We start from the raw sequence: 22,999 nt of genomic DNA on the forward strand, positions 1-22,999 counted from the left end.
GTTCTGGCACAGACATTCCCGCAGTGACGTGAGTCGGGGATCCCGACTCGGAACCAACGAATGGAGAAGCGTGTCCGCTTTCATCGACTGGCTCAACGGGGTGGTGTGGTCCTCCGCCCTCGTCTACCTGTGCCTCGGCGCCGGTGTCTACTTCACGATCCGCTCACGCGCCGTGCAGATCCGCCAGATCCCCGCCATCTTCAAGCAGATGTTCACCGGCAAGAGCTCCAATGAGGGAGTCTCGTCCTTCCAGGCCCTGGCGATTTCGCTCGCCGGCCGCGTCGGCGTCGGCAACATCGCCGGTGTAGCCACAGCCATCGGCTTCGGCGGCCCCGGCGCTGTCGTGTGGATGTGGATCTCCGCACTGCTGGGCGCCTCGACGTCCTATGTCGAGTCGACGCTGGGACAGATCTTCAAGGAACAGGATCCCCGCACCGGCGAGTACCGCGGCGGTCCTGCCTTCTACATCGAGAAGGCGTACCGTCACACCAAGGCCAAGGGCCTGTTCAAGGTGTACGGAATGGTCTTCGCAGCGGTCACCGTGATCGCCATGTCCTTCATGCTGCCGGGCATCCAGTCCAATGCGATCTCCGGTGCCGTCGAGAACGCTTGGAGTGTGCCCACCTGGGGTACGGCGATCGCGCTCGTCATCATCATGGGCTTCATCGTCGTCGGCGGCATCAAGCGCATCGCGCACTTCGCCTCGCTGGCGGTGCCGTTCATGGCGGTCATCTACATCGTCGCGGCCATCGCCGTGACCTTCATCAACGCCGACCAGATCGTCCCTGTCTTCCAGCTCATGTTCACCTCCGCCTTCGGCATCGATGCCGGGCCGGAAGCAGCCTTCGGCGGCATCATCGGCATGGCCGTACAGTGGGGCGTCCAGCGCGGCATCTACTCCAACGAGGCCGGACAGGGAACCGGACCGCACGCGGCGTCGGCCGCCGAGGTCTCGCACCCGTCGAAGCAGGGACTCGTGCAGGCCGGTTCGGTCTACATCGACACCCTCTTCGTGTGCTCTGCCACAGCGTTCATGATTCTGTCGACCGGTATGTACAAGGTCTTCGACGCCGACGAGACGACGATCATCGGCACCGGCCGCGGACAGCTGGCCGAAGAGATCGCCGCCACCCCGGGCGAGAAGTGGCCGCAGGCCGGGCTCGACTCGATGATCCACGGCTTCGGCGCCGGGTTCATCGCGATCTCGATCTTCCTCTTCGCGCTGACCACGATCGTCGCCTACTACTACATGGCGGAGACGAACCTCGTCTACCTGCTCGGCAAGGCGAGGAACACCCTGGTCCTGGCGGTCGGCAAGCGCATCCTGCAGCTGCTCATCCTCATCGCCGTCGCAGTCGGTGCGATGTCGACCGCGGGCAGCGCGTGGGCGCTCGGTGACATCGGCGTGGGTCTCATGGCCTGGCTGAACATCATCAGCATCCTCATCCTGCAGCAGCCGGCGTTCAAGCTCCTGCGCGACTTCGAACGGCAGGCCAAGCTCGGTCTGGATCCGGTGTTCGAACCGGAGAAGGTCGGTGTGCGCAACGCCGACTTCTGGGATCAGCGGGTGGCTCGCCTCAAAGCAGGCGAGGCGGTGCCCGAAGGCTGAGGCCTGCTGCCGCGGGCGGTGCGGGTTCACAGGCTGACCCCACTGCCGCCGCGGTGCACGCTCACGGAGACGACGAGGCCCGGGACAATGGCGTCCCGGGCCTCGCGCCATTCACCCACCGTGAATAGGTCACCATCGGACTTCGGGCGGCAAATATAGGTCAGCATCGGACATTTCTAGCGTTCAGAAATGTCCGATGCTGACCTGTATTTCGGCGGCGCCGCCGGTCTGACCCCTCAGCTCACTTGTTCACGCTGGTGCCTACCGAGCCGAGGTTCTCGCACGCTTCGATGACGCGTTCGGCCATGCCCTGTTCGGCGGCCTTGCCGTAGGCGCGCGGATCGTAGAGCTTCTTGTTGCCGACCTCGCGGTCGATCTTGAGCACGCCGTCGTAGTTGCGGAACATGTGCTCGACGACCGGGCGGGTGAACGCGTACTGGGTGTCGGTGTCGATGTTCATCTTCACGACTCCGTGGCGGACCGCCTCGGCGATCTCCTCCGGGGTCGAGCCCGAGCCGCCGTGGAAGACGAGGTCGAACGGTGAGTCCTTGCCGACCTGCGCGCCGACCTTCTCCTGGATCTCCCCGAGGAGTTCGGGACGCAGCTTGACGTTGCCGGGCTTGTAGACACCGTGGACGTTGCCGAAGGTCAGCGCCGTGAGGTAGCGGCCCTTCTCACCGGTTCCGAGCGCACGTGCCGTGGCCAGTCCGTCCTCGACTGTAGTGTAGAGCTTGTCGTTGATCTCGTTCTCCACGCCGTCCTCTTCGCCGCCGACGACGCCGACCTCGATCTCGAGGATCGAGTGAGCGGCCGCCGAGAGCTCGAGCAGCTCCTCGGCGAGGACGAGGTTCTCATCGAGGGGAACAGCGGATCCGTCCCACATGTGCGACTGGAAGTAGGGCTGGCCGCCGTTCTTCACACGTTCGGTCGACGCGGCGAGGAGGGGCTTGACCCATTCCTCAACCTCTTTCCTCGGTGCGTGGTCGGTGTGCAGGGCGATGTTGACGTCGTAGCTCTTGGCCACCTCGGCGGCGAAGACGGAGAACGCGATGGCACCGCGCACGCGGTCCTTGATCGTCGGGCCGGAGATGTACTCGGCGCCGCCGGTGGAGATCTGGACGATGCCATCGGATCCGGCCTCGGCGAAACCGCGGATGGCGGCGTTGATCGTCTGCGAGGAGGTGCAGTTGATCGCCGGGTAGGCGAAGCCCTGGGTCTTCGCGCGGTCGATCATCTCGGCATACACTTCGGGGCTGGCGATAGGCATAGACGCTCCTTGGTCGTTGATTGCAGTGCGCTTGTCGGTTGCTCCCAGCCTACTCGTTTCCGCAACGGTGCCAGAAGCATTCCGTATCGTCCACACGGAATTCCCACGCCGAGGCGGCTTCCCCCGGCCCGGAACCGATTCCTCACCGACCGCCTGAGCCAAGCAGGGGCTGTTTCCCGTGCGGCCCCAGATCACTTGAGAACGACGGAACCGCCCGAGCCGCGGCTCGAGCGGTTCCGTGGGGAGGACCGGTGAGGTTCGAAGTCAGGACTCGGAGTCCGGTGCCCCAGTGTCCCGGGTCGGCACGTCGCGGCCGCTGCGCTTCTCTCTGCGGCCGCCCGACTTCGCACGCTGTTTGCCGAGCAGACTCTGACTTCGCGTCAGCCGGTAGTCGATGCGTTCGTCGACCTTCTCACCGAGGTATTCGTCGAAGTCATCGGCCAGGTGCTCACCGACCTGACGGAACCGCGCCGCCCGTTCGATCGCAGCGGTCCGTTTGGCCTCCATGCCGAAGGCCTTGATCGTGGACACACAGATGAGCAGCAGCACGATCGAGAACGGCAGCGCCGTCACCAGCGAGCCCGCCTGCAGAGCTTCGAGTCCGCCGGCCATGAGCAGCGCGATGGCGATCGCACCCTCCATCAGCGCCCACAGCACACGCGACCAGATCGGCGGGTTGGGGTGACCGCCCGAGGCGAGCATATCGACGACGAGCGAGCCCGAGTCCGAGGACGTGATGAAGAAGATCGCCACGAGGATGATCGCGATGACCGAGAGGATCGACCCCAGCGGCAGGCCCCCGAGGACGTCGAAGAGGACCCGTTCGGCCACGACCCCCTCGTCCGGGTCGACGAGATCACCGGCGCCGAAGAGCTGCCGGTGAATGCCGGTGCCGCCGAGGACGGAGAACCAGAAGAAGCCGACGATCGAGGGCACGAGGAGGACGCCTGCGATGAACTCACGCACGGTGCGGCCCCGGGAGATGCGGGCGATGAAGACGCCGACGAACGGTGCCCAGGAGATCCACCAGCCCCAGTAGAACAGCGTCCACGTCGAGTTCCATTCGGCGCCGTCCTCGCCGGAGTAGGCCCCGATGTCGAAGGTCATGTTGAGCACGTTCGCCAACCAGACGCCGAGCGACTCGACGAAGTTCTGGAACAGGAAGAGCGTCGGACCGAGCACGAGGACGGTGACGAGCAGAACGCCGGCCATCGTGAGGTTGATGTTCGACAGCCACTTGATTCCTGCGCCGACACCGGAGACCACAGAGGCTGTGGCCAGGAAGGTGATGATGACGATGAGGATGATGAGGAAGGTGTTGTCGTAGTCGCCGACGACGCCGATGTGCTTGAGCCCCGCGGAGATCTGCTGGACACCGAGGCCGAGCGAGGTCGCGATGCCGAAGACGGTGCCGAAGATCGCGATGATGTCGATGACATCACCGGCCCACCCTTTGACCTTGTTGCCGAGCAGAGGTTCGAGCGCCCAGCGGATCGACAGGGGACGGCCGCGACGGTGGATGGCGTAGGCCAAGGCCATGCCGAGCACGGCGTAGAGCGCCCAGGGGTGCAGTCCCCAGTGGACGAAGGTCTGGGCCATGCCCATCTGGGCGTTCTCGACATCGCCGCCTGCCCAGCTGGGCTTCGGCCCGGTGGTCGCGTAGGTCAGCGGTTCGGCCACACCGTAGAAGACGAGGCCGATGCCCATACCAGCCGCGAAGAGCATGGCGAACCAGGACATCACGCCGAATTCGGGTTGATCATCGTCCTTGCCGAGTTTGATGCTGCCGAACTTCGAGAAGCCGACGACGATGGCGAAGGCGACGAAGAGTCCGACGACGAGCATGTAGTACCAGCCGAGGTCGGTGACGATCCAGTTCTGGATGCTCGAGATGACCTTGCCGGTTCCCTCGGGCAATGCCACCGAGAAGACGACGATGCCGACGATGACGATCAGCGCCGGCCAGAACACTCGAGGGGCGATCATGCCCTTGCCGATGTGAACTCCTTGGCGCTGCAGCTTCTTCGTGATGGCATCATCGGAGTCGGATTCGCCGATGTGGAGCTTCTCCGGCAGATGCAACTCGACGGGATCGGGTTCTCCGAACAGCAGTTGCTCGTCAGGGCCCGGTCCGAGCCCGGCTCCCGATTCCGCACGGGTGTCGGGATCGCTCATGATTCCTCCTGATCAGTTGTCGTTCACTGAGCACACTCTGCCGTATTCCACAGGTCGCTTCAAGACAGCTTCCAGGGTAGCGACGAGCTCTTCCTAGGAACTCCCCGGGGCGCGCCCGTCATCGACCACATGCAAAAACCGGGTACCGCGACCTGGCATTCAGTACAGTGGCCTTATGGCCTCGACGAAGAATCCGCCCGCCGAGGGCAATCGCCTGCGCATCGTCAACTGGGCCCTGTGGGACTGGGGATCGGCGGCTTTCAACGCCGTCATCATCACGTTCGTCTTCGCTCCGTATCTCACGAAGTCCGTTGCCGCTACCGAGGAGGCCGGGTCCTCGGCGCTCGGGTGGGCAATGGCCGCGGCTGGGTTCATCATCGCCGTGGTCGCTCCGGCTGCGGGCACTCGCGCTGATGCCGGTGGTCGCCACCGGCTGTGGCTGGGCGTCCACACGGGCGTCGTCGTGGCCAGCATGCTCGGGCTCTTCTTCGTCCGCGACTCCCCCGACTATCTGTGGCTGGGTCTGCTGCTTCTGGCTGTGGGCAGCGTGTTCTTCGAATTCGCCGAGGTGTCCTACAACGGCATCATGGTTCGGATCACGCGTCCCGACAACGTCGGCAAGGTCTCCGGATTCGGCTGGGGCATGGGCTACGTCGGCGGGCTCGTGCTCCTCGTCCTCCTTCTCGTGCTCGTCATCCAGCCCGAGGTCGGCTTCCTCGGCGCCAGCGACGAGGAGGGTCTGCGGTTCCGCATCGTCGCCGTTCTGTCTGCCGTGTGGTTCGCGATCTTCGCGGTGCCCGTCCTCATCTCCGCGCCCGGGGCCAAGGTCAAGGGCACCTCGGCGGGGCATCCGATCCGGGCCTTCATCGCCGACTATGCGGCTCTCGTGCGTCGCTTGGTGCGGATGTGGTCGTCGGAGCATCAGACGCTGCGGTTCTTCATCGCCTCGGCGGTCTTCCGCGACGGCCTGGCCGCGATCTTCTCCTTCGCCGGAGTCCTCGCGGCGGGCAGCTACGGTTTCTCCGCCTCCCAGATCATCATCCTCGGTGTGGCCGCGAACGTCGCCGCCGGCGCGGGCGCGATGATCGCCGGCTGGTTCGATGATCGGCTCGGCCCGAAGCCCGTGATCATCGCCGGGCTCGTCATCATCATCCTCGGAGGGCTGCCGATCCTCTTCAGCGCCGAGGCGGCCGTGTTCTGGGTCTGTGCCCTGATCCTGAGCTTCTGCGTCGGTCCGGTCCAGGCGTCGAGCCGATCGTTCCTCGCTCGCATCACTCCGCCGGAATCCGCCGGAGAGAACTTCGGCCTCTACGCGACGACGGGGCGTGCGGTGAGCTTCCTGGGACCGGCGATGTTCGCCCTGGCGATCACGCTCTTCGGCTTCCAACGCGCGGGCACGCTGGGCATCCTCATCGTGCTCGCGATCGGACTGATCCTCATCATTCCGGTCAAGCCGGACGCCCCGAGGCACTCGATGCAGGCGCAGAGCGGCACCTGACCGCTCCACTCCACCCAGAATCACCGAGCCTCAGTTCTGCGAGAGCAGATCGTCGATCTGGTTGATCGCCCCGGTCGAGCCCTCGATGACACCCATCTCCAGGACGGTGCGCAGACCCTCGGACGAGTCGAAGACCGATTCGCAGGTCGCACGAGTGCCGTTCTCGGTCGCTTCGAACGTGTAGATGCACCGGCTTCCCGGCATCGACTCGACGACGGCGAAGTCCTCGTCAGCGAAATAGTCACGGAACTCCAGGCGCCGAGGACGGTCGACGGCAATCAGCTCCCATAGACCACAGAACTTCTCTCCCTCGGGGCTCGTCATGTAATAGGTGACTCTGCCGCCTGGTTCGAGCGAATGGTCGATGACCGTGGCGGGGTAGGTCGGAGGTCCCCAGATCTGCTCGAGTTGACGGGGATCGGCGTAGACCTCCCAGACTCTCTCGGGCTCCGCCGCGAATTCCGCGACGATCGTCAGGGTCAGTGTCTCTTCGTCATGGAATGTGTCGGTGACTGGCATGGCTGCTCCTTGAGTTCGACAAGCATGCTCCGCACGGTGCGAGACTCCTGTCGTGGTCGGCCAATCGTACAACCACACGGTTGAGCTCGGCCAGGGTGAGCCGAAGATCTCCGGCTCCGCCATTGACTTTCGCGATTGAACGCGCGTTTAATATTGAACATGCGTTCAACCACTTCTGATTCGACCTCCCGCCGCTCACCCAACTCCTCTCCGGAGACTGCGGAGAGAATCCTCTCCGCTGCCGTCGCGGAGTTCGCCGAGCACGGGTTCTCGAAGACGACGATCCGCGGCATCGCCGCTGCCGCCGAGGTCTCCCCCGGCCTGGTCATCCACCATTTCGGATCCAAGGAGGGGCTGCGCACCGCGTGCGATGAGTACGTGTTCGAGGCGATCACGGCATCCAAAGCGAAGAACGCCGAGTACGCCACCATGGCCGTGCAGATGATGTTCGACGATCCGGCGATGGCCACCGCAGTGCACTACCTCGTCAAGTCCCTGCTCGACCCCAGCGAGCACGGTCAGCGCTACTTCGACCACTACGTCGACCTCGTCGAGTCCTACATCACCGACGGTTTCGCCGGTTACATCTTCCGGCAGAGCGAGGACACGCGCGGACAGGCGGCGACCATCGCGGTTATGGCCTTGGCGCCTGCAATGCTCGATCAGCGCCTGCAGACCAACCTCGGAACCGCGGACACCACCGACACAATGACCCGGCTGGCACCGCATCTGCTCGATCTCTACCTGCACGGCGTCCTCGAAACCGTCCCCACGGACGCCGACATCAGCACGTCTCCCACCGCTGAGCACTCCGCGAAGGATCGCTCGGAAGCATCCGCTCGATCCGATCTGCGAGAAGAGGAATCATGAGCACACTGACCAGCACTCGCCGCGCCCACAACCAGGGCGCACCCGCCTCGGCGGCGATCTCGATGCGAGAGGTCGTGAAGTCCTACGGCCGCATCCGCGCACTGGACGGCCTCGACCTCGAGGTCGCACGCGGCGAAGTCCACGGCTTCCTCGGCCCCAACGGCGCCGGCAAGTCCACGACGATTCGGATTCTGCTCGGGATCCTGCGGCATGACTCTGGAACGGTGCGCCTCCTCGGCGAGGATCCCTGGTCGAAGGCGGTGCCATTGCACCGCCGTCTGGCCTATGTCCCCGGCGATGTGGAACTGTGGCCAGGGCTGACCGGCGGTGAGGCGATCGATCTGTTCGCCCGGTTGCACGGAGGGGTCGACACGCGTCGACGCGATGAGCTCATCGACGCCTTCGACCTCGACCCCAGGAAAAAAGGACGGACGTATTCGAAGGGCAACCGGCAGAAGGTCGCCCTCATCTCCGCTCTCGCCTCGGATGTCGAACTGCTCCTGCTCGATGAGCCGACGGCCGGGCTCGACCCGCTCATGGAGGCGGTGTTCCAGGACTGCATCCGGGAAGCGAAGGAAGCCGGACGCACGGTGCTGCTCTCGAGCCACATCCTCGCCCAAGTGGAGGCCCTGGCCGACCGAGTATCGATCATCCGCTCCGGGCGCATCGTCGAGACGGGAACCCTGTCCGAGCTTCGGCACCTGTCGCGGACGACGATCACCGTCGGGCTCGAGCATGATGTGCCTGCTCTGTCCGAGATGTCCGGAGTCCATGACCTCGTGCGCGAGGGCTCACGGCTGCACTTCAGCGCCGATACGGCGCAGCTTCCCCGTATCATGCGAGCGCTCGGCGAGCATGATGTCGAATCGCTCACCGCCACCCCGCCGACCCTCGAACAGCTGCTGCTGCGCCATTACGGCAAGGAGGAGTGAGCCATGAATCTGCTGGCCGCGCACACGGACGACGGGGATAGCCCCGTCCACGGCGGTGGGGCGACGGCGCCACGGTCCGGGCGCCATCATGGTGCACATGAACGCGAGCGGGGCGGCCGCCTCGGCGAGTCAAGCCTGGCAGGGCTGGGTCACCTGCTGAGGTTCATGCTGCGCCGGGACCGACTGTGGCTGCCGATCTGGGTGCTCGCCCTTTCCGCGCTCACCGCGTATTTCGCGAATGCGATCGCTGTGGTCATGGACTCGGATTCGCTGCAGGCGATGACGGTCTTCGCGAAGAATCCGGTGATGGCGCTCATCACGGGGCCGGGGTACGGACTCGATCAGGTCACGATCCCCCGGTTCATCGTCGGGATGTACGGGGTGTTCCTCATGATCGGATCGGCCCTGATGTCGATCCTCACCGTCTCTCGGCACACTCGTGCCGAGGAGCAGACCGGGCGGGCCGAATTCGTCCGCGCCGGGGTCACCGGTCGGCACACTCAGCTCATCGCCGCCCTCGTGCTCACGGTGTTCATGAATGTCCTGCTCAGCGCGGGAATGGCGGCGGCGTTCGGATTCTCGCAGGCCGAGCCTGAATCGTGGTCGGCGACGGTCCTGTTCGCTGTCGGGATCGGCGCGGTGGGATGCGTGTTCGCGGCGGTGGCCGCAGTCACCGTGCAGCTGAGCGCCTTCGCCAGGGCCGCCTCGTCGATGGCTGGTGCGGTGCTGGCGCTCGGCTTCGTCATCCGCGGCATCGGCGATATGTCGCACGTGTCCGGGGGTTCGCTCGATTGGCTGTCCTGGCTCTCACCCTTCGGGTGGGCGCAGCAGACGGCACCGTTCACGCTCGACCGCTGGTGGCCGCTGCTGTACGCGGCCGGTCTGTTCGCGGCCCTTGTCGTCGTGGCCGTCGTGGTGCAGTCACGTCGTGACTTAGGCGCGGGGATCGTCTCCGAACGACTGGGCCGGTCGCAGGCAGGACCGCTGTTGGCGACACCCCTCGGTCTGGCGCTGCGCCTGCAGGGCGCGAACCTCGCGTGGTGGTCGAACAGCATGCTGGTCATGGGCGTGGTGTTCGGTTCGTTCACGGGAGCCATGGACGAGGGCGCGGCGGGAATGCCGCCGGAGATTCTGGCGATCATGGGCGGACGGTCCGGAATCGTCGACGGCTACCTCGGCTATATGGCTCTGTACTTCGCGATCATCGTCGCCGCGTATGCGGTCATCGCCGCCGGTGGGCTGCGGTCTGAGGAATCCTCCTTCCACTCCGAACCGGTGCTCGCGACCGCGGTCTCCCGGAGCGGCTGGTTGGCTTCTTGGACCGCCGTGACGCTGGTCGGCGCCGGTTGGCTGATGGCCATGGCCGGTTTCGGCGAAGGGCTCGGTGCGGCGGTGTCGATGAATGATTGGTCCCTGCTGTGGCCGACGACCCTCGGGCACCTCGCGCAGACGCCGTCGATCTGGGCCCTACTCGGCTTCGCCTATCTGCTCTACGGCTTCGCCCCGCGGCTGATGAGCCTGAGCTGGATCGTCTTCGGAGCGTCGGCGGTGCTCGCGCTCTTCGGCGGGATGATGCAACTCGACGACGCGGTCCTCGACCTCTCCCTGTTCACCCATATCGGGCAGTATCCGGCTCAGGATCTCTCCGCCGAGGCGGTCCTGTGGTTCGTCGGGATCGCAGTCGTTCTCATCGGGGTGGGGATGGTCGGGTTCCGGAGGCGGGACCTCGTCACGGCGTGAGGTACCCCAAGGACCGGGCCCGGCTGAGCACCTCGGCTCGGCTCGACACCCCGAATCTGCGGTAGAGCGCGGACAGCCGATTCTTCACGGTTCCGGTGACCTGATGCAGCTCATTCGCGATCTCGGCGACGGAGAGACCGCGGCCCAGGAGGTCGATGAGCTGAGCCTCGCCCGCGCTGAGCTGCGGCATCGTGGCAACGTCCACGGAGACCGATCCGATCGTGCGCAGACGGGCGATGAGAGCTGCGGGTGAGTCGAAGGAGTCCGAGAACTCGACCGCAGCTTCGGCCCATGCGCGTGCGTCCGAGGTGAGATCGATGAGACGATCGCGATCGATCAGCGGCAGAAGTGCGAGCGGGAGCAGCGAACTCACCCACGTCGACAGGCTCACTGCCGTGGAGAAGTCGCTGCGTGCCGCGTCTTCATCTCCGCTGCGCAGCTTGGCCGCTGCTCTGATGGCAGCGAGCTCGGCCCGACTGCGCGGACTCAATGAGTGGTGATAGAACCAGGTGTCTGCGCATGAGATCGCTTCGTCGTTTCGACCGGCGACGAGCTTCGAACGGACGTCGAGGAGGATGCGGGCGTCACACGACGGAGAGAGTCGCTCGCGCTCGATCTCGGCCCACCGCAGCTGCCCCAGAGCGATGAAGACCGTGCTGCGTCCAAGTGCGATCAGGTCCTTCTCCGCTTCTGACAGGACACCGGCGTCGCGGAAACGCTCTGCGTCGTCGTTGACGAAGAGCAGACCGGATTCTGCTTCCACTGACAGGACTGCCGAGATACGGGCGATGAACGGCAGATAGACCCACAGCGTCCGCATCTCAGGGTAGGCGGAGAGTGCGTCGAACTCGGCGCCGGCCCGCTCAAGATCGAGTCGGTCCAGTGCCCGCAGCGCCGAGGCTATGCGCAGGGGCGGAGTCACCAGTTCATCGATGATGACAGTCGGCGGCGAATCCGAATGTGCGGCTGCCGGTTCCACTTGGGAAGCCGCGCGCCTGATCCCCGACGGAGCATCGGACTCCGCCAGATGCGCATCCGCCCGCTCATGGTCACCACTGACCGCCGCGATGAGGGCAGTCCAGGAGATGATCGCCGGCAGAAGAAAGTCACCGTCTACGTGGCCGGCTCGGGCGGGGCCCTCGATCTCATTGAGCACGGACAGCGCCCGCCGAGGTTCAGCTGCGTGGTGAAGGGCGATTGCGGTGAGGAGACGCACGACGGACCGTGCACGTACGCTGTGCATCTTCGCTGCCGCGCGAATGCCCATTTCCGCGGCTTCGTCGTGACGACCGGCATCGGCCAGCCCGATCAGCTGCCGGACAGTGCCGATGACATCGACCGACTTCTCGCCCGGACGCGCTTCTTCCTCCGCTTCCACGTTCGGTTCAGAATCGCCGAGCTTCCCCGGCAGTCGTGACCTCAGCACTCCCGGGCCGGTATGTCTGACCACAGCAGTCCGAATCCGAGCCGGGGTGTCATCGGCGGCATCAGCAGTGATGTCTTCGGCGAGCGTCCCGAAGAACTCAAGGCCGGGTCGGCCAACGCGCGCCTTGACCGGCAGAACTCGAAGAACGGTGCAGGCGGTCCGGGGAGTGAGCAGGAACATCGGTATGCCCACCGCCTCGCACACCCGCAGCAGCTGGGACCAATGGCCGCCGTGCCTGGCCAGAAGCAGCACGTCGCCGAGGAGTTCCGGTTCGACCATGCCTGCGGATTCCATGTGCTCGATCAGCACCTCGAGAAGATCGGCCACCACAGGCGCTGCACCGACTTCGGCCCTGAGGTCGTGTCGCAGCTTGGCCGCGATGAGAGTCGGGACCTGCAGCAGCGTCCCCCGCGCCGAATCCTCAAAGCGAGTGAGGATCCCGCTGGAGAGGAGTCGGATCAGCACCCCTTCGGGATCGTGTATCCCGATCCCGCCGAGGAGGTCGTCAGCCACAGCGGTCAGCGCCCGAACAGCGGTCGTCTCTGACACAGCGCTGAGTTGAGCGAGCACCGAAGCCGCCGCAGTGTCACCGGAGCCCGACGCAAGAGACAGCCGCGGACAGAGCTCGACGACCCAGTCGGCGAAAACAGACGATTCGGGATCCACGGAGACCCCCGCGGCAGCGGCGGCGCGGAGGACCGCCTCGGCGAAACGAGCACGACCGGCACATTCGGTCCAGAGCCGGCGGCAGAGGTCGGTGTCGGCGGGACCGGCCCCTGAGGCTTCGAGTTCGACGACGAAGTCGCCCAGGCTGAGGCGAGGATCCTGCGGCTCACCCTCGGCGGTCGAACTCATGATCATCCATCCTTCCGCCCGGCGGATCAAGCCCGCGTCGTGTTCGTCGACGTACATCTCAACTCTCCGCTCCTGCCCAACCTGACCCGACTGCTCCATCAGCCCATCGACTGCGGCGCCTCTCGGACTACCAATGTGCCCGCTCGGCAGACGTCGATGTGCCGCTCCATACCTCTTCTGCGGTAGTCCGCCATGGAATTGCGGGTGCACGAACCGCTGGGGAGCACCCGTCCTGGTACGGTCGAAAACAGCGGGAGCCGATCGTGGACTGCCGCTTCACATTCGCTGTTCTCATATCTGCCCAGGACCGTCCGCCCAGGTTCGTCTGCCCAGGACGCTGGCCTCTGTCGCGGAGATGACCACGCACACGCCGAGGTCGGTCCAATCCCCGACAGCAGCGATTGCGAGCCCCGAAGCAGTGCCGAACGTCCGCAGCGAGGTGTGCCCATGTGGCTGCACCTGCTGCCTGGAGATGAGGAACAGAGAAGCATGGCTGATGCGCTGAAGCAACTGGACGGACCGGGTGAGCCGACGACGCCTTCGTATGTTCTCGACCTCCCGGTCCTCGAAGAGCAGGTCGGTGGTTTTCGCCGTGCGCTCGACCGACACTGGCCGAACGCGATTCTGTCTTACTCGTTCAAAACCAATTCCCTGCCCTGGCTGCTCTCCTTCATGCACAGACGAAGGGTCTGGGCCGAAGTGGTCTCGGATTCCGAGTACGAATTGGCGCTGGCGGTCGGTTTCTCACCTGATCGGATCGTCTTCAATGGTCCGGTCAAGGGCCGTGATCGTCTCCGGCAGGCACTGCTCTGCGGGGCCGTGATCAATCTGGATTCGAAGCGGGAGGTCCGCTGGGCGGTCGAACTGGCGGCGGAAGAGTCGGACCGTGTGCTGCGTGCAGGATTGCGCGTGAACTGGGATCTTGATGCCCGCTGCCCCGGAGAGAACACGTTGGCAGGGGCCAGCAGCCGTTTCGGGTTCAACGCCGAGAACGGCGAGCTCGGTCAGGCGATCACCACATTGGAGTCCGCTGGAGTGCACGTCACGGGCCTCCATATGCATAGGAACTCGCGCACACAGAGCCTCGAGGTCTTCCGCGCCGCAGCGGGGGTGGCCGCAGAGCTCATCACCTCTCATCAGCTTCGCCTCGATTGGATCGACATCGGCGGCGGGTTCTTCAACAGTCCCGGAGGGAGCCCGACTTTCGGTCAGTATGTGTCTGCCATCCGAGAAGAACTCGATGGCACGATCGATGTCGAACAGACTCGACTGATCGTTGAGCCCGGAGGGTCGCTCATTGCCGTTCCCGTCGAATTCCACGCACGGGTGATCGATGTGAAGTTGATCGGAGGCCAGCGCTTCGTCATCACCGATGCGAGCCGCACCGACATCGATCCGCAGTTCCGGCGCGAGAAGGATTTCGGACTCCGCCTTGAAACGGCATCGACGGAGTCCGTTCCTGAGCAGGTGATCTGCGGATTCACCTGCATGGAGAATGACCGGCTGACCGTCCTCAAAGACGCCCCGCTGCTGCGCGAAGGCGATCGGATCGTCTTCGAGCGGGTGGGCGCCTACACCATGTCCTATCAGTCGTCATTCATCGAGTTTCCGCCCGCGGTCTTCGTCCGTCACGGAGAGTCCTTGGAACAGGTCAGGAGAAAGGGCACCGCAGAAGACTGCTTGAGAGGAAACATCTGGTCAGAATCGGCTCAGCCGATCACCGCGAAGCCTTCAGGCCCGGCCGAGCACCATGAAGTCGTCTCCTCGAGCCGAGGTGAGTCCGGGTTCACACCGCAGGAGAGACGGATCATCGTCCCACCCGACCAACGTTCTGAGGAGGTCAGCGGGGACATCGGCTCCGGCGAGATGGCAGAACGGGTAGCCTCCTCCGAAACGCGGATTGACGTCGATGATGAGCGGCTCACCTTCGGCTGACTCTTTGAAATCGACGTCGATGGGACCGACCGGTGTGAGGACTCTGCCGAGAGCAGCCAGGGCGGCCGCGAATCGTTCAGCGGGCACTGTTGTGGCGACGTCTGTGTCTCCGTTCCGCATGTGATCCTTGCGGCGTGCCAGCACTCCGCGCAGCTCTCCGGTCCCGTGCAGCGAAAAGACTCCGTCGACACCGTATTCGCTGCCTGGCAGCTGTTCTTGGATGATCACTGCGTCGAGACCGGCCGAACTCGTTCTGCCGTCGGGGCTCTTCGCGGATTGCGCCGCCTCGCTGACAGCCGCGCGAAGAGTCTTCGCGGAGGCGAACCCCAAACCTGCCGAACCGCTGCCGAACCGATGCTTGACGACGAAGTCGCCGCTGGGGTTCACGCTGATCGCCTGCTCGGCTTCGCTGCCCAGCCACGTCGTGGGAGTCGGGATGGCGCAGTCACGGAGAGTCGCAGCCATGAGGCGCTTGTCGAGGACGATCTTCTGGGCAGCCGGGCCGAGGGAGGCCACCGTGCATCCGAGTTCCCGGAGATCATCGGCAAGACCACCCGCAAGGATCTGCAGTTCATAGTCATTGAGCGAGATGAAGAGGTCAGGAGACTCGCTTCGGGCCCACTCCAGCACTGCTCCGCGATACTCCGGTGAGTTGTAGGCGGGCAGGATCACGCCGCAGTCTGCTGCTGCCAACGTCGGTGCCGATGACCGATACTCCAGAGCGATCACCTCACCCCGAATGCCCTGCGAGACCAGAGCATCCTTGAACCAGCGCACATAGTGCGCACGATAGGCGGCGGAGGCGATGGCGATTGTGAGGGGCTCGGTGGCAGTCATGGGCAGTCTTTCATTCGCTGTGGATCGAAGTTCGCGAGAGCGAACACCGTGACGGTGTGCGCCGTCCCTGCGTTCCGAAGGACACGTAGGAGGGAAAGTTCTGCACCGGGGAATAGAACGTGACCGCCCAGAGCAGAAGCAGTGCTGCGATCCGGGCGTACATGCGCACGATCCAGGTGTGGAATCCTGCCCAGACGATGTCTCCGACCCCGCCGAGCAACGAGGCGAAGAACACAAAGTACAGCAGGTCGCGCGGTCCCTGTGCCGCTCTCCGATAGCTGCGGACCGCCCACACATCGATGCGGTCAAGCATCAGAGCGAGCAGGGGGACCCCGATGACCAGTCCAAGTGCTCCGAAGTTCCACCACAGGTCGCCGTAGATGGAGGCGACGGTGGAGAACCCGGTTCCATAGAGTTCCGGGTCGGTGAGTGCCGCGAGTTCGTAGCCGATGGCTTCGGGTATCCAATGCGGGGCCAGGTCGTCGGGCAGTGCCGATCGCAGCGGAGAAAGAAGAGAAGCACCGAGGGTGGGCAGGCGTCCCAGTTCGGAGTCATGGATCAACGAGCCGAAGTTGCCGATGGCCACGAACATGGATGACAGTCCGGTGTCGTTGCCGTAGTCCCCGCTCAAGGACACCTCGTATTCTTTCCTCCAGGCCCCCAACCCCGCCAAGAGGATGGGCGCGAGGATGACACCCACGGTCTTCATCCAGCGCCGTCCGCAGCGGAGGAAGAAGACATAGGCGAGGGCCAAGATGAGAGCGATCGCTCGCAGTCTGCCCGTACCGGAGATGAACAGCGTCGGGTAGGTCACGAGTGCGCCGAGGACGAGGACGATGTTCCACACACTCTGCAGTCCCTTCGAGCTCAGCAGCGTCGCGACACAGATGAGCAGGATGGCTGAGAACCCGACCCCGTCGAGCACGGGCTCGAGGCGGTCACCGAGGGCCGCTGCGATGGTGAGTACGACGGCTCCGGCGCCCTGCGCCCACTGCACAGTTCGCAGCGGCAGCACCACCGGCTCTGGGCGTCCTGTCGAGTCTGATCGCAGGCACAGCGCTCCGATGCCGATCTGAGTGAGAGTGCTGGCGAACAGTGCCGCATTGAGGTAGACCTCAGGGCGGGCTCCTTCGATGAAGTAGGGGTCGGGGATGACGAGCAGTCCGCTGATCCCGACGATGGCGGCACTGGAGGCCATGAAGTAGCCGGGCATCGTGATGCGGTCACGGCCCAGGAGCACGAACAGCGTCATTCCATGGACGAACGAGACGATCGACATCACTTCGCTGGAGACGTTCACGACTGAGGTGTCTGTCGAGAACCACAGACGAGCAACGATGACGACGAAGAGGCAGGAAGCCGTGAAGACGATGATGAAGAGCGGAGAATGGACGGGCGGATCCGAGTCGGCGGGGCGATCGGCCGACAGCTTCCTCTCCACCAGTGTCAGGGACATGACCATCCACCTCCTGCCGCTCTCTCTGCTGTACGGAAAGCCAGGAGCTCAGCCATCGCCGGCAGCCCACAGCCCGTGCGATGCCGAATGTCGACTCCGGTTGCGCCCCGGCAGACTCTCCGTCCGTTCGTCCACAGCTGCGCGAACATCCGGTTCGACGGCTGACGCGACTGCACGCGGTTCCGATGCGCGCGCTCGACGGCGCAGACGACGTCGTGGCGCTGCAGTTTCAACATTCTGCGGGGCCTGTGCGGCATAGGCGTCTCTGTAGATCTGCGAATAGGTCGTGCTGTCGGTCTTCGGCATTCCGTTGAGCACCACGCCGAGGAGGCGCCGATCGACGAGCTGCAGCTTCCGCAGTGCCTGCGACATCTGCGTCCGGCGGACGGTTCCGCTGCCGGCAACGAAGATCGTCCCGGATACCCGCCGGGCGAGCGCGGCAGCGTCTGTGGCCGCCAGCAGCGGAGCTGAGTCGAGAATGACGACGTCATACCGGGCTGCGGCTTCGGCGAGGAAGGCCGTCATCTGGTCACTGTCGAGGAGTTCAGCGGGATTGGGCGGAACCCGACCGCTGGCCAGGACAGTGAGGTTCGGCAGTTCCACGGGCTGAACCACATTGTCCAGATCGGAATCGCCGATGAGCACCGTCGACAGTCCTGCTCCTCCTTCGAGCCCCAGATAGCTGTGCAGTGAGGGGTCCCGCAGGTCGGCGTCGACGAGAAGGACATTGCAACCGGCACGAGCGAGCGCAGCAGCGAGATTGATGGACGTCACCGACTTCCCCTCTCCTTTCACCGATGAGGTCACGAGCAGTGAGCGACTCGTCTCGCCCAATTCCAAGAAACGCAGATTGGAACGCAGTTCCCGATAGGCCTCGGACTGATCATCTTCAGTTCCGTACTGCGAAACGAGGGTGTGGTCGTCTCCTGCCGTCATCCGGGCCACGGTGCCGATGACCGCCGCATCGGTCAGAGCCTCGACATCGCTGCTCTTGCGGACCCTGTTGTCGAGGAGATCTCGCAGCACGGCAGCGAGGAGTCCGGCCAGCAGTGCTGCGAGCAGACCGAGAACGAAGTTCTGCGCCAGGTTCGGTGACGCCGGACTGCTCGGAGCGGTGGCGGGGGTGACGACCGTGAGTTGGACGGTTGCCGGCCCACTCGCCGTTTCGAGCTCCGCCACCTGCGACCGGAGACTCGCAGCCACTGCGTTCGCCAGTTCAGCCGAGGATCGGGCGTCGCCGGCCTGAGCCGTGATCGAGATGAGAAGGGTGTCTTCTGGAACCGTGGCCGAGACTCGTTTCGCGAGTTCTCCGGCATCGCTGGTCAGTCCGAGCGAGTCGATTGCCGGATCGAGGACGATCGGGGTGGTCACCAGGTCGGCGTAGGTGGAGATCTGCTGGCGCGCATAATCGGCGGCAGTGGAACGGTCCGCCACAGAGCTTCCGGGGTCCGTGCGCACGAAGACGTTCGCCGACGCCTCGTAGGTCGGCGGCTGCAGTGCAGTCACCCCACCGACGGCGGCCAATACGAGGACAACCGTCGACAATGCGGCGACCCACCGCTCGCGGAGAATTGTGAGATAACGCTGAACGCTCATGATCGGCCTTTTCCATTGGAGGGATTCTGATGGTTGTCTGTCGGGTTCCCCGCTCTGCTCCGGTGGAGCATGCCGGGGTGTGCGGGTTCAGCCGGCATCGAGGACCACCTCACCCAGTCGTTCATAGGTCACGGCACGGTCGAACCGTTCTTCGGCCATGCGGCGGGACCCGCGTCCGCGTTCGGCCAGCTTCCTGTCGGTCGCCATCTCCACCAGGGCCTGGGACATGGATTCGACGCTCGGATCACAGCTGATGCCGGCACCGTAGTCCTCGAGGAGGTCGCGGTACTCTTCGCATTCCTGAGAGTTGACCACGGGCAGGCCTGCCGCCGCGTAGTCACCGATCTTGTTGGTAATGGACTGTGCGGCTCCGGCGACGATGGGATTCATCGCAATATCGCAGCCGCGCAGGCGAGCAGCCATCTCCGGGAATTCGAGTCGTCCGTAGAAGATGACTTCGTCCGGCAGATCGGCCAGTTCGCGCCTCCATCGGCTTTCGAACGGCCCGGTGCCCATGACGTGCAGCCGCATGCGGATGCCATCGTGCTTCAGCCTGCGGACAGCACCGAAGACGGTGGGCAGATCATAGCTGTGGCCCAGGGTCCCGATATAGGCGAGTTCGACGTAGCCGTCGTCGCTCGGTCGCTCGGCGGTGAATCGGTCGAAGCGGCTGAGATCCGTTCCCAGGTAGACGGTGCTCACTGCTGAATCGTCACCGCGTGCATCGGCGACTCGGCTCGAATAGGTTTCGGAGACGGTGATCACTGCGTCGGCGCCCCGGTAGATCCGTTCGGCCGTTCGGCGCAGCGGCGCGAACAGAGGACGACCGGCCCACTGCGGTCTGAGCACCATTTCGAAGGCCTCTGGCCACAGGTCCTGGACATCGATGACGAATCGCACTCCGTGCCGCTCGGCATAGTCGGCAGCGACCTGCGCGACCTCGAGAGAGGGGACGGCACAGTAGAGAACATCAGGGACTCTGCGCTGTTGCAGATACTCGTCGAGTCTCTTGGCCAGCACACGATGACTGCGCAGACGTCCGATGGAGACATTGCCTCGGTAGTCCGGTTCAGCCAGATACGTCGTCAGATACTGCGGGTTCCGGATGAGAGTGAGGTCCCGCTGCGACTTCGACAGGTGATGGAAGGACGAGGTGACGAGTTCCACCCGCGCTCCACGCCGTGCGAGTATGCTCGCCAAGGCGTCGAAACGGTCATTGGGGTGGCTTCCACCGCCGGTGAAATGAGCGATCATCAGGATGTCCATGGGTTCACCTCCTCGTTTCGTCTGTGAATCGGTCGGTCGTCTCAGGGGCAGACTCCTCGGTCGCCGTCATCAGCGCGGGCGTCTCCGCGTCGCCCACCCCACCGACCGGCTCGCATGCCGGTGGTGGTGTTCGCCTCGTTCCCTCACTTCTGCTGCGCAACACCCTGGCAAGGGAGATCGCACCGGCCGCAGCGCAGACGCTGGAGCCGATGATCGATCCGTAGGCCGCGCCGAGCATCCCGAAGGGCGGAATCAGAGCGAGATAGGCCAACAGCGAGGCTGCGGTGCCGATGATCTCGACGATCGACACGGTTCCCGGCGCGTCGGCGGCGATGAGCAGTCCCTGTTGGACACGGGTGAGGCCGAATACGATGGCAGACACTGCGAGGGGAATGATCACCGTGGTCGCCGGAAGGTAGGACTCCGGAAGGACGAAGAGGATCATGGCCCAGGCTGCGGCCCCGAGCAGCCCAGCGGAGACGGCGAGCAGGAGGAGGCTGCCGCCGATGAGCCTGACGATGGGGAGCGGACGCGATGAGAACGACATCGACCAGCTGCGCAGGGAGGCATCCACCCACTGCTGCACCGGCCAGGTGGCCATCTCCAAGACAGTGGCCACGGTGACGTAGAGGCCGAGCGCCGCCGAACTGCTCAGCATGGGCAGCAGCAGTCGGTCCGAGCGGAGCATTGCAGTGTTGCTGAAATCCGAGGGCAGCAGGACCAAGCCGCGGCGGCGCAGCCCCCGCCTCTCCTCCCGCGACGGGGCCGCAGGCTTCCACGACTTGGGCACGAGAAACAGCAGCGCCACGGCCGGCAGCGCCGAGACGGCGTAGGCCCACATCCACAGCACCGGATCGTCCACGTCGAAGAGCACCAGCAGCATGGCACCGATGACGATGATGACCTGGGTGGCGACCGCATTGATCGTGAACCATTTCCATTCACGGCTGCAGACATAGGCGACGCGCAGCGCCCGCACCAGGGAATTGAGTGCGACATAGCCGGCGATCGCAATGACGCCCAGCCACAGCCAGTCGGCGCTGAATGGCGAGAACACGGCGGCAAGGACCACGACCGGCAGGATGCAGAGAGTTCCCGGTGTCACCATTCTGGAGAAGATTCGGTACTCGGTGCCGAATCCGCCGGAGCGTGCTGCGATGAAGGGGCGTTCGAGGCCCATGATCGCGAAGACAGAGAGAAAGTACGCAAGCTGAAGTGCGAATGCGAGATCACCGCGCCCGGCGGGGCTGAGCACGAAAGCGGCCAACAGGTTCACGGCCACGGCGCCGCCTGCGGCCAACACCTGCGAGGCGACCAGCACCGCGGCGGCGAGCCTGGCACCGCCGAATCGGTCACGTACGTTCATCGCCGGGGTCCTTCTCTCCCGTGAACGTCGGCATCGTATCGAATCCGCCCTTGTTGATGCCCTGTCTGGCCAGCACGGCCTGCACCGTCTGCAGCAGAATGTGCAGGTCGAGACACAGGCACCGGCGGTCGACGTACTCCACATCGAGGCGGAACTTGTCATCCCAGTCGAGTTCGTTGCGGCCTCGCACCTGTGCCAGACCGGTGATTCCCGGCAGAGTCTCGTGCCGTCGCGATTGCTCCGGCGTATAGCGCTCGAGGTATTCGACCCGCAGCGGCCGCGGTCCGACGAGGCTCATGTCACCCCGGAGGACGTTCCACAGCGAGGGCAGCTCGTCGAGACTCGTTGCCCGCAGAAACCGTCCGAGCGGGGTCAGGCGCTGGCCGTCGGTGACATGTCTGTCGTCGGGATGGAGCATGGTCCGGAACTTGAGGATCTCGAAGACCTCCTCCCCTCGCCCCGGACGAGGCTGGCGGAAGATCACCGGACGACCGTGCACGGCTAGGACGACCACAGCGACTCCCGCTTGCACCGGCGCCGTCACAATGATTCCGAGCGCGCTGCCACAGACATCGATCGTCCGCTTCACCGTGTCATACGGCCGCCTCCGGCCTACCATGGTCGGGTGACCGCGTCGCCGGCGCGTCGTCTTCGGATCGAACTCGCCCATCATTCTCCCTCCCCGAGGTTGAGCGCCCTCTGGAACAGAGCTGCGACCCCTTCCACCGCGGGAGCGAGCTGGAGCGCCGAGCGGGCGTAGGTGTCACGATCGCAGCCGTAAGGATCGATGACATCGTCGACAGTGACCTGTTTCGGGGACCGGCGCCGGCTCCGTCGCCGTGCGGCTGCACCGACGGCAGCGCGCAGGCGCGCGGCCCGGTCTGCTGAAGGCCCGCCGCCTTCGCTGATGATGTCGGCGTCGCGGGTCACCGCGGCCAGGCCGGCGAGCTCACGGATCGTGAAGGTTCTGCGGACGATCCGCGGATTGAGTTCGACCACTTCCCGCCTGTGGTCCCGTGTCATCACGAGGACGAGGTCGGCATCGCCGAGAGCCTGCTCGCTCACCTGCTTCGTGCGACGGGTACGGATCTCCTCGACGCCCATGTATCCGGCGATCTCTCGCACCTCCTCCGGAATCAGCCACCCCGAGGCGGCCCGTGTCCCGGCCGAACGCAGACGGATCTCGGATACATCGGCGAACCTCTGAGCGAGCGCCAGCTCTGCGATGCGCGACCGACAGATGTTGCCGGTGCAGACAGCGAGCACATGGAACGTCTGAGGTGTCACTGCTCCTCCGTACACTGCGTCGTCACCGTTGCGTCGGCAGCGACCGCCGACAGCGGACCCACTTCGGACTTGCCCATGAACGTGTCCTTTCACACTGCGGAACCATTGCGCGCAGGACTGCTGTCGATGATTGGGACCGACGACACCGGCGAGCTCTCAAAGACTCTTCTGCACGGTTCTGACCGGCTCGTAGAGCTCGGCATTTCGGGGTTCACGCTACCGGCGCGGAAGGAGGTCGGACCGGGGCTCCACATGAGCCTGCGGTGACCCGCAGTGACCCTGCGGTGACCCGCTCGAACGGGTCTGGAGCAGAGCGAATCCTGGTTCGTCGCCTCAGGGGTGGATAAGCTTCTGAGTACCCGGCC

General features: G+C 64.8%; 17 protein-coding genes and 1 pseudogene. 6 read left to right on the forward strand and 12 right to left on the reverse strand.

Translation table 11 applies throughout. The annotated features are described in order from the left end of the window. Nucleotides 1-70: 70 nt before the first annotated feature. Nucleotides 71-1,609, forward strand: coding sequence for an alanine/glycine:cation symporter family protein (locus tag HK401_RS12490; RefSeq protein ID WP_181274996.1), 1,539 nt, complete (start codon nucleotides 71-73; stop codon nucleotides 1,607-1,609). Nucleotides 1,610-1,635: 26 nt separating this feature from the next. Here the strand turns inward: HK401_RS12490 and HK401_RS12495 are convergent, their stop codons facing one another. The 3 genes from HK401_RS12495 to HK401_RS12505 all read right to left on the reverse strand — a co-directional run bounded on the left by HK401_RS12495 (nucleotide 1,636) and on the right by HK401_RS12505 (nucleotide 5,051). Then, nucleotides 1,636-1,776: a hypothetical protein gene (locus tag HK401_RS12495; protein ID WP_181274997.1), complete on the reverse strand. Its 141-nt coding sequence runs from the start codon at nucleotides 1,774-1,776 to the stop codon at nucleotides 1,636-1,638. Nucleotides 1,777-1,850: 74 nt separating this feature from the next. Next, on the reverse strand, nucleotides 1,851-2,876 hold the full coding sequence (gene fbaA, locus HK401_RS12500; protein WP_181274998.1) for a class II fructose-bisphosphate aldolase: 1,026 nt from the start codon (nucleotides 2,874-2,876) through the stop codon (nucleotides 1,851-1,853). A gap of 264 nt (nucleotides 2,877-3,140) precedes the next feature. Further along, nucleotides 3,141-5,051 (reverse strand): BCCT family transporter, encoded by a 1,911-nt coding sequence (locus HK401_RS12505; protein WP_181274999.1) that lies wholly within the window; start codon nucleotides 5,049-5,051, stop codon nucleotides 3,141-3,143. 175 nt (nucleotides 5,052-5,226) lie between these two features. Between HK401_RS12505 and HK401_RS12510 the strand changes: the two genes are divergently transcribed. After that, complete coding sequence (locus HK401_RS12510) at nucleotides 5,227-6,549, forward strand: MFS transporter (protein ID WP_181275000.1); 1,323 nt, start codon at nucleotides 5,227-5,229, stop codon at nucleotides 6,547-6,549. 30 nt (nucleotides 6,550-6,579) lie between these two features. Here the strand turns inward: HK401_RS12510 and HK401_RS12515 are convergent, their stop codons facing one another. Continuing rightward, nucleotides 6,580-7,068, reverse strand: coding sequence for an SRPBCC family protein (locus HK401_RS12515; protein WP_181275001.1), 489 nt, complete (start codon nucleotides 7,066-7,068; stop codon nucleotides 6,580-6,582). Nucleotides 7,069-7,227: 159 nt separating this feature from the next. On the opposite strand from HK401_RS12515, the gene HK401_RS12520 reads away from it, so the two are divergent. Genes HK401_RS12520 through HK401_RS12530 form a run of 3 tightly spaced genes read left to right on the forward strand, consistent with a single transcriptional unit; the run spans nucleotide 7,228 to nucleotide 10,610 of the window. After that, nucleotides 7,228-7,938 carry a TetR/AcrR family transcriptional regulator gene (locus HK401_RS12520; protein ID WP_181275002.1) on the forward strand — a complete coding sequence of 237 codons (711 nt, stop codon included), beginning with the start codon at nucleotides 7,228-7,230 and terminating at the stop codon, nucleotides 7,936-7,938. Continuing rightward, nucleotides 7,935-8,870, forward strand: a complete 936-nt coding sequence (locus HK401_RS12525) for an ABC transporter ATP-binding protein (protein ID WP_181275003.1) — start codon at nucleotides 7,935-7,937, stop codon at nucleotides 8,868-8,870. Before HK401_RS12520 ends, HK401_RS12525 begins: the two co-directional genes overlap by 4 nt. Nucleotides 8,871-8,873: 3 nt before the next feature. Next, nucleotides 8,874-10,610, forward strand: coding sequence for an ABC transporter permease (locus HK401_RS12530; protein ID WP_181275004.1), 1,737 nt, complete (start codon nucleotides 8,874-8,876; stop codon nucleotides 10,608-10,610). On the opposite strand, the gene HK401_RS12535 is transcribed toward HK401_RS12530, so the two are convergent. Next, entirely contained in the window at nucleotides 10,600-12,891 is a 2,292-nt protein-coding gene (locus HK401_RS12535; protein ID WP_181275005.1) for a helix-turn-helix transcriptional regulator, read from the reverse strand. The genes HK401_RS12530 and HK401_RS12535 overlap by 11 nt on opposite strands. A gap of 489 nt (nucleotides 12,892-13,380) precedes the next feature. Here HK401_RS12535 and HK401_RS12540 point away from each other — a divergent pair. Beyond that, nucleotides 13,381-14,178, forward strand: a pseudogene (locus tag HK401_RS12540) (type III PLP-dependent enzyme domain-containing protein); the annotation flags it as partial. Nucleotides 14,179-14,622: 444 nt separating this feature from the next. Here the strand turns inward: HK401_RS12540 and HK401_RS20745 are convergent. The 7 genes from HK401_RS20745 to HK401_RS12570 form a co-directional block, all read right to left on the reverse strand. Beyond that, nucleotides 14,623-15,663 carry an ATP-grasp domain-containing protein gene (locus HK401_RS20745; RefSeq protein WP_258234185.1) on the reverse strand — a complete coding sequence of 347 codons (1,041 nt, stop codon included), beginning with the start codon at nucleotides 15,661-15,663 and terminating at the stop codon, nucleotides 14,623-14,625. Between the two features lie 10 nt (nucleotides 15,664-15,673). Then, entirely contained in the window at nucleotides 15,674-17,119 is a 1,446-nt protein-coding gene (locus HK401_RS12545) for an oligosaccharide repeat unit polymerase (RefSeq protein ID WP_181275007.1), read from the reverse strand. Between the two features lie 48 nt (nucleotides 17,120-17,167). Continuing rightward, nucleotides 17,168-18,715, reverse strand: coding sequence for a tyrosine-protein kinase domain-containing protein (locus HK401_RS12550; RefSeq protein WP_181275008.1), 1,548 nt, complete (start codon nucleotides 18,713-18,715; stop codon nucleotides 17,168-17,170). 87 nt (nucleotides 18,716-18,802) lie between these two features. Beyond that, entirely contained in the window at nucleotides 18,803-19,981 is a 1,179-nt protein-coding gene (locus HK401_RS12555; RefSeq protein WP_181275009.1) for a glycosyltransferase family 4 protein, read from the reverse strand. Nucleotides 19,982-19,985: 4 nt separating this feature from the next. Next, nucleotides 19,986-21,347, reverse strand: coding sequence for a lipopolysaccharide biosynthesis protein (locus HK401_RS12560; protein ID WP_181275010.1), 1,362 nt, complete (start codon nucleotides 21,345-21,347; stop codon nucleotides 19,986-19,988). Continuing rightward, nucleotides 21,334-22,017 carry a sugar transferase gene (locus HK401_RS12565; RefSeq protein ID WP_373563653.1) on the reverse strand — a complete coding sequence of 228 codons (684 nt, stop codon included), beginning with the start codon at nucleotides 22,015-22,017 and terminating at the stop codon, nucleotides 21,334-21,336. Before HK401_RS12565 ends, HK401_RS12560 begins: the two co-directional genes overlap by 14 nt. Next, nucleotides 22,017-22,634, reverse strand: coding sequence for an arsenate reductase/protein-tyrosine-phosphatase family protein (locus HK401_RS12570; RefSeq protein WP_181275011.1), 618 nt, complete (start codon nucleotides 22,632-22,634; stop codon nucleotides 22,017-22,019). The genes HK401_RS12565 and HK401_RS12570 overlap by 1 nt, the downstream gene beginning before the upstream one ends. Between the last annotated feature and the right edge of the window lie 365 nt (nucleotides 22,635-22,999).

The organism is Brevibacterium oceani (assembly GCF_013623835.1).
Lineage (GTDB): Bacteria > Actinomycetota > Actinomycetes > Actinomycetales > Brevibacteriaceae > Brevibacterium > Brevibacterium oceani.

Excerpts from the sequence above, each read along its gene's own strand:
- HK401_RS12495 (WP_181274997.1), bottom strand. The coding sequence starts at position 1,776 with ATGCTGACCTATATTTGCCGCCCGAAGTCCGATGGTGACCTATTCACG.
- fbaA (WP_181274998.1), bottom strand. The coding sequence starts at position 2,876 with ATGCCTATCGCCAGCCCCGAAGTGTATGCCGAGATGATCGACCGCGCG.
- HK401_RS12505 (WP_181274999.1), bottom strand. The coding sequence starts at position 5,051 with ATGAGCGATCCCGACACCCGTGCGGAATCGGGAGCCGGGCTCGGACCG.
- HK401_RS12510 (WP_181275000.1), top strand. The coding sequence starts at position 5,227 with ATGGCCTCGACGAAGAATCCGCCCGCCGAGGGCAATCGCCTGCGCATC.
- HK401_RS12515 (WP_181275001.1), bottom strand. The coding sequence starts at position 7,068 with ATGCCAGTCACCGACACATTCCATGACGAAGAGACACTGACCCTGACG.
- HK401_RS12520 (WP_181275002.1), top strand. The coding sequence starts at position 7,228 with ATGCGTTCAACCACTTCTGATTCGACCTCCCGCCGCTCACCCAACTCC.
- HK401_RS12525 (WP_181275003.1), top strand. The coding sequence starts at position 7,935 with ATGAGCACACTGACCAGCACTCGCCGCGCCCACAACCAGGGCGCACCC.
- HK401_RS12530 (WP_181275004.1), top strand. The coding sequence starts at position 8,874 with ATGAATCTGCTGGCCGCGCACACGGACGACGGGGATAGCCCCGTCCAC.
- HK401_RS12535 (WP_181275005.1), bottom strand. The coding sequence starts at position 12,891 with ATGAGTTCGACCGCCGAGGGTGAGCCGCAGGATCCTCGCCTCAGCCTG.
- HK401_RS20745 (WP_258234185.1), bottom strand. The coding sequence starts at position 15,663 with ATGACTGCCACCGAGCCCCTCACAATCGCCATCGCCTCCGCCGCCTAT.
- HK401_RS12545 (WP_181275007.1), bottom strand. The coding sequence starts at position 17,119 with ATGTCCCTGACACTGGTGGAGAGGAAGCTGTCGGCCGATCGCCCCGCC.
- HK401_RS12550 (WP_181275008.1), bottom strand. The coding sequence starts at position 18,715 with ATGAGCGTTCAGCGTTATCTCACAATTCTCCGCGAGCGGTGGGTCGCC.
- HK401_RS12555 (WP_181275009.1), bottom strand. The coding sequence starts at position 19,981 with ATGGACATCCTGATGATCGCTCATTTCACCGGCGGTGGAAGCCACCCC.
- HK401_RS12560 (WP_181275010.1), bottom strand. The coding sequence starts at position 21,347 with ATGAACGTACGTGACCGATTCGGCGGTGCCAGGCTCGCCGCCGCGGTG.
- HK401_RS12565 (WP_373563653.1), bottom strand. The coding sequence starts at position 22,017 with ATGGGCGAGTTCGATCCGAAGACGACGCGCCGGCGACGCGGTCACCCG.